Source organism: Actinoplanes awajinensis subsp. mycoplanecinus, assembly GCF_001509495.1.
In the GTDB taxonomy this organism is placed as follows: domain Bacteria; phylum Actinomycetota; class Actinomycetes; order Mycobacteriales; family Micromonosporaceae; genus Actinoplanes; species Actinoplanes palleronii.
In genome coordinates this window covers 1-4,738 of record NZ_LLZH01000074.1, presented here as the reverse complement: position 1 = coordinate 4,738, position 4,738 = coordinate 1, and the positions used below count along the sequence as shown (strand labels likewise).

Annotated in this window: 2 protein-coding genes; both read left to right on the top strand. The window is 70.1% G+C overall.

The window, feature by feature from the left end; all coding sequences use genetic code 11:
* The coding region (locus ADL15_RS11775; RefSeq protein ID WP_157441318.1) for a non-ribosomal peptide synthetase at positions 1-3,624 on the top strand (3,624 nt) is incomplete at its 5' end.
* A 28-nt stretch (positions 3,625-3,652) separates the two neighbouring features.
* Positions 3,653-4,738, top strand: a 1,086-nt coding sequence (locus ADL15_RS11770; RefSeq protein ID WP_198170737.1) for an AMP-binding protein, incomplete at its 3' end; no start/stop codon positions are given.

The following is a 4,738-nucleotide window of genomic DNA, read 5'->3' as shown; positions in this document are numbered from 1 at the left end:
GCGTACGCGCAGCAGGATGTGCCGTTCGAGTATCTGGTGGAGGTGCTGAACCCGGCACGGTCGCTGGCGCATCACCCGCTGTTCCAGGTCATGCTCGCCGTGCAGAACGCCACACGTGACGGCGGCATCGATCTTCCCGGCCTCCAGCTCGGCTATCGGGAGGCGAAGACCGGCACATCGCGCTTCGACCTCGGCATCTACGTCACCGAGGTGAAGGGCGAGCACGGCGCTGACGCCGGCGTGCACGGATTCGTCGAGTACCGCAGTGACCTGTTCGATCACCGCACCGTGCGGTCGCTCGTCGACCGTCTGCGGCTGATCCTCACCGCCGTGATCGCGGCGCCCGCCACGGCCCTGGAGGACATCGACATCCTCGGCGAGGGCGAGCGACGCCTGCTGCTGGAACAGGGACGAGGCGCCCCGAGGCAGACCGGAGCGGTGTTCTTCCCGGACGTCTTCGAAGCACAGGCGCGCCATACGCCCACAGCGATCGCGGTGGTGGACGACAACGGCTCGCTCACCTACGAGCAGGTGAACACGCGGGCGAACCAGGTGGCCCGATGGCTGATCGGCCAGGGTGCCGGCCCGGAGACGATCGTCGGGCTCGCGCTGCCGCGGTCGGCCGACCTCATCGTCGCCGCGCTGGCGGTGCTGAAAGCCGGAGCGGCCTATCTGCCGATCGACCCCGGCTATCCGGCGGAACGCATCGCGTTCATGCTGTCCGACGCTCACGCCGGCCTCGTGCTGACTCGCTCGGACTCGGTCGGAGTGCTTCCGGAAGGCACAGCGGTGTCGTCGCTGGTGATCGACAGCCCGGCGGTCGCCGCGCAACTGCGGCAGAGCACCGGCACCGACCTGGAACAGGCCGACCGGGCCGAGCCCCTGCGGCCGGCGCATCCGGCGTACGTGATCTACACGTCCGGATCGACCGGAACTCCCAAGGGCGTCGTCGTGCCGCACGCCGGAGTGCCGAGCCTGGCGGCCATGCAGGTGGACCACTTCCGGATCGAGCCGGCCAGCCGGGTCCTGCAGCTCGCCTCGCCAAGCTTCGACGTCGCCGTCATGGAGATCCTCATGGCGTTCGCGGCCGGCGCCACCTTGGTCGTGGCACCGCCGGTGCGCCTGGCGGGCGAGGACCTGGCCGCGTTCATCAACCGCCACGGCGTAACCCACGGCGTCATGCTGCCCACCGTCCTCGCGACGATGGCGCCGGACGACATACCCGGCTACCGCACCATGATCGTGGGTGGCGAAGCGAGCAACGGCGAGCTCGTCGGCCGCTGGGCCCCCGGCCGTCGCCTGATCAACGGCTACGGGCCCACCGAGGTGACGATCGCTGCCTCGTTCAGCGAGGCGCTGTCGGGCACCGGTACCCCGCCGATCGGCCGGCCGGTGGACAACTCCCGGGCGTACGTCCTGGACGCCATGCTCCAGCCGGTCCCGGCCGGAGTGGCCGGCGAGCTGTACGTGTCCGGTCTCGGCCTGGCCCGCGGCTATCTGGGCAGGCCCGGCCTGACGGGACATCGGTTCGTCGCGGACCCGTTCGCCGGTGACGGCAGTCGCATGTATCGCACCGGCGACCTGGTGCGATGGCGCGCCGACGGGGTGCTGGAGTTCGTCGGCCGCGCCGACGACCAGGTGAAGGTCCGTGGCTTCCGGATCGAGCTGGGCGAGGTCGAAGCCGCTTTGGCGGAGTGCCCGTCGGTGGCGCGAGCCGCGGTGGCGGTGCGCGAGGACGTGCCCGGCGACCGCCGGCTGGTCGGTTACGTGGTTCCCGCCGCGGGTGCGACGGTGAACATGGCAGCCGTACGCCGGCAGATGGGCCAGCGCCTACCGGACTACATGGTGCCGTCGGTGTTCGTGCAGGTCGACGACCTTCCGTTGACGCCCAACGGCAAGCTGGATCGTCGGGCGCTGCCCGCTCCGGAGGTGGAGGCGGGGCCGGTCGGCCGCGCGCCGCGCTCGCCGCGGGAGGAGATCCTGAGCGGCCTTTTCGCCGAGGTGCTGGGCGTGCCATACGTCGGCGTCGACGACAGCTTCTTCGACCTCGGCGGCCACTCGCTGCTGGCGACCCGGCTGATCAGCCGCCTCCGATCCGTGCTTGGCGTGGAGCTGGCCATCCGGACCCTGTTCGAGTCGCCGACGGTCGGTGGTCTCGCGCAACGGCTGCACGAGGACCGCGAGGTGCGCCCGGCGCTGACGCCGGCGACCCGGCCCGACCCGGTGCCGTTGTCGTTCGCCCAGCGCCGGCTGTGGTTCCTGCACCGGTTGGAAGGCCCGAGCCCGACGTACAACGTCCCGCTCGCGTTGCAGCTGTCCGGCCGTCTCGACCTGGCGGCACTGCAGAGCGCCGTACAGGACGTGGTCGACCGGCACGAGAGCCTGCGGACGGTGTTCCCCGAGACCGGTGGCCTTCCCCGCCAGCAGGTGCTGCACGACGAGCTCGCACACGTCGAGTTGCACCGACAGCGAGTCGAACAGGAGGACCTGGACGACGTGCTCAGCGCGGCTGCCCGGCAGAGTTTCGATCTGAGCGCGCAGATACCGCTGCGGGCCTCCCTCTACGAGGTGGCCCGGGATGGGGTGCCCGCCGGCGACCACGTGCTGATGCTGGTCCTGCACCACATCGCCGGTGACGGGTGGTCCCTGGCACCGTTGTCGCGGGATCTGATGACCGCCTATGCCGCTCGTGCGGAGGGCCGAGAGCCCGGCTGGGCACCGTTGCCCGTCCAGTACGCCGACTACACCCTGTGGCAGAACACGCTGCTCGGCGACCGGAACGACCCGAACAGTGTGCTCGCGGGGCAGCTGGACTACTGGACCCGGACGCTGCATGACCTGCCGGAGCGCATCACCCTGCCGGCCGACCGGCCGCATCCCACGGTGGCGACGTACCGGGGTGACATGGTCCGCTTCCAGTGGGACGCCGAGTTGCACCAGGGTCTGGTCAACCTGGCCCGCGAGAGCGGAACCAGCCTTTTCATGGTCCTGCAGGCCGGCCTGGCGACTCTGCTGGCCCGCCTCGGCGGCGGACACGACATCCCGATCGGCAGCCCGATCGCCGGCCGTACGGACGAGGCCCTCGACGATCTCGTCGGGTTCTTCGTCAACACCCTGGTGCTGCGCACCGAGGTCGGTGGCAACCCGTCGTTCCGCGAGCTGCTCGAGCGGGTACGCGACGTCGACCTCGCCGCGTACTCGCACCAGGACGTCCCCTTCGACTACCTGGTCGAGGTGCTGAACCCGGCACGGTCGCTGGCGCATCACCCGCTGTTCCAGGTCATGCTCGCGCTGCAGAACACCCCCGCGGGAGTGTTCCAGCTCCCGGACCTGGCGGTGACCGTCCCCCTGGTGGGCACGAACACCGCCAAGTTCGACCTGTTCTTCAACCTTGCCGAGGACAGAGGCGGCGCGGGGGTCCCGGCCGGAATCTACGGAACCGTCGAATTCAGCACTGACCTGTTCGACCCTGCGAGCGTCCACTTGCTGGCCGAGCGCCTGCACCGGGTGCTGGCGGCCGCGGCCGTGGATCCCGGTATCCGGATCGACCAAGTCGACATTCTCAGCCCGGACGAACGGCGACAACTACTCGGGCTCGGGGCAGAGGAGGAAGACGATGAGTGAGCGTCGGCTGAGCCGTGGCGTGCCGCGGGTGTCCCTGGTAGAGCTGTTCGAGGCTCAGGTGCTGCGGTCACCGGACGCGGTGGCGGTGGCCTTCGATGACGTCGAGCTGACGTACCGGGAGCTGAACAGCAGGGCCAACCGGCTGGCGTGGTGGCTGCGCGGTCGTGGGGTCGGCCCGGAGTGTGTGGTGGCCCTGGCGTTGCCCCGATCGCTCGAGCTCGTGGTGGCGATCGTGGGCGTGCTGAAAGCGGGCGGCGCCTACCTTCCGGTGGATCCGGACTATCCAGCCGAGCGGCTCGGCTTCATGGTGGAGGACGCCGGCTCGGGCCTAGTGCTGACGTCGTCGACGGTGGCGGGGACCCTGCCGAAGGGATCGGCCGCCTCCCTGGTGGCGCTCGATGACCCTCATCTCGTCTCCGAGCTGGCCGGATGCGCGGCGGAGGACCTAGCCGCAGCCGACCGGCTGAGTCCGCTGACCCCGGCGAGCCCGGCTTATGTGCTGTACACCTCCGGCTCGACGGGCGTACCCAAGGGTGTTGTGGTCTCGCACCGCAACGTGGTGCGTCTCTTCAGCGGCGGAACGGATCATTGGTTCGGGTTCAGCGCCGACGATGTGTGGGCGTTGTTCCACTCCTATGCGTTCGACTTCTCGGTCTGGGAGCTGTGGGGGCCCCTGCTGCACGGCGGCCGCCTCGTGGTGGTGTCCTACGAGGTCAGTCGATCGCCGCGGGCCCTGGCACGGCTGCTGGTGCGCGAGGGCGTGACCGTGCTGTCCCAGACACCGTCGGCCTTCGAGCAGTTGCTGCAGGTGTGCCGCGAGGACACCGGTCTGGCGTCCGGCCTGCGGCTGCGCCGGCTCGTGTTCGGCGGGGAGGCCCTGTCGCAAGCGCTCGTCGTGGGCCTGAAGGAGTTGCTCCCGGAGTGCCGCGCGGTCAACATCTACGGCCCCACGGAGACGACCGTGCACGCCACCACATGCCACGTGGACCGCCTGGACGAGGTGCCGCCGATCGGGCGGCCGGTGGATGGTGCGCGGGCGTATGTGTTGGATGCGGGTTTGCAGCCGGTTCCGGTGGGTGTGGCGGGTGAGTTGTATGTGGCCGGTGCTGGGGTG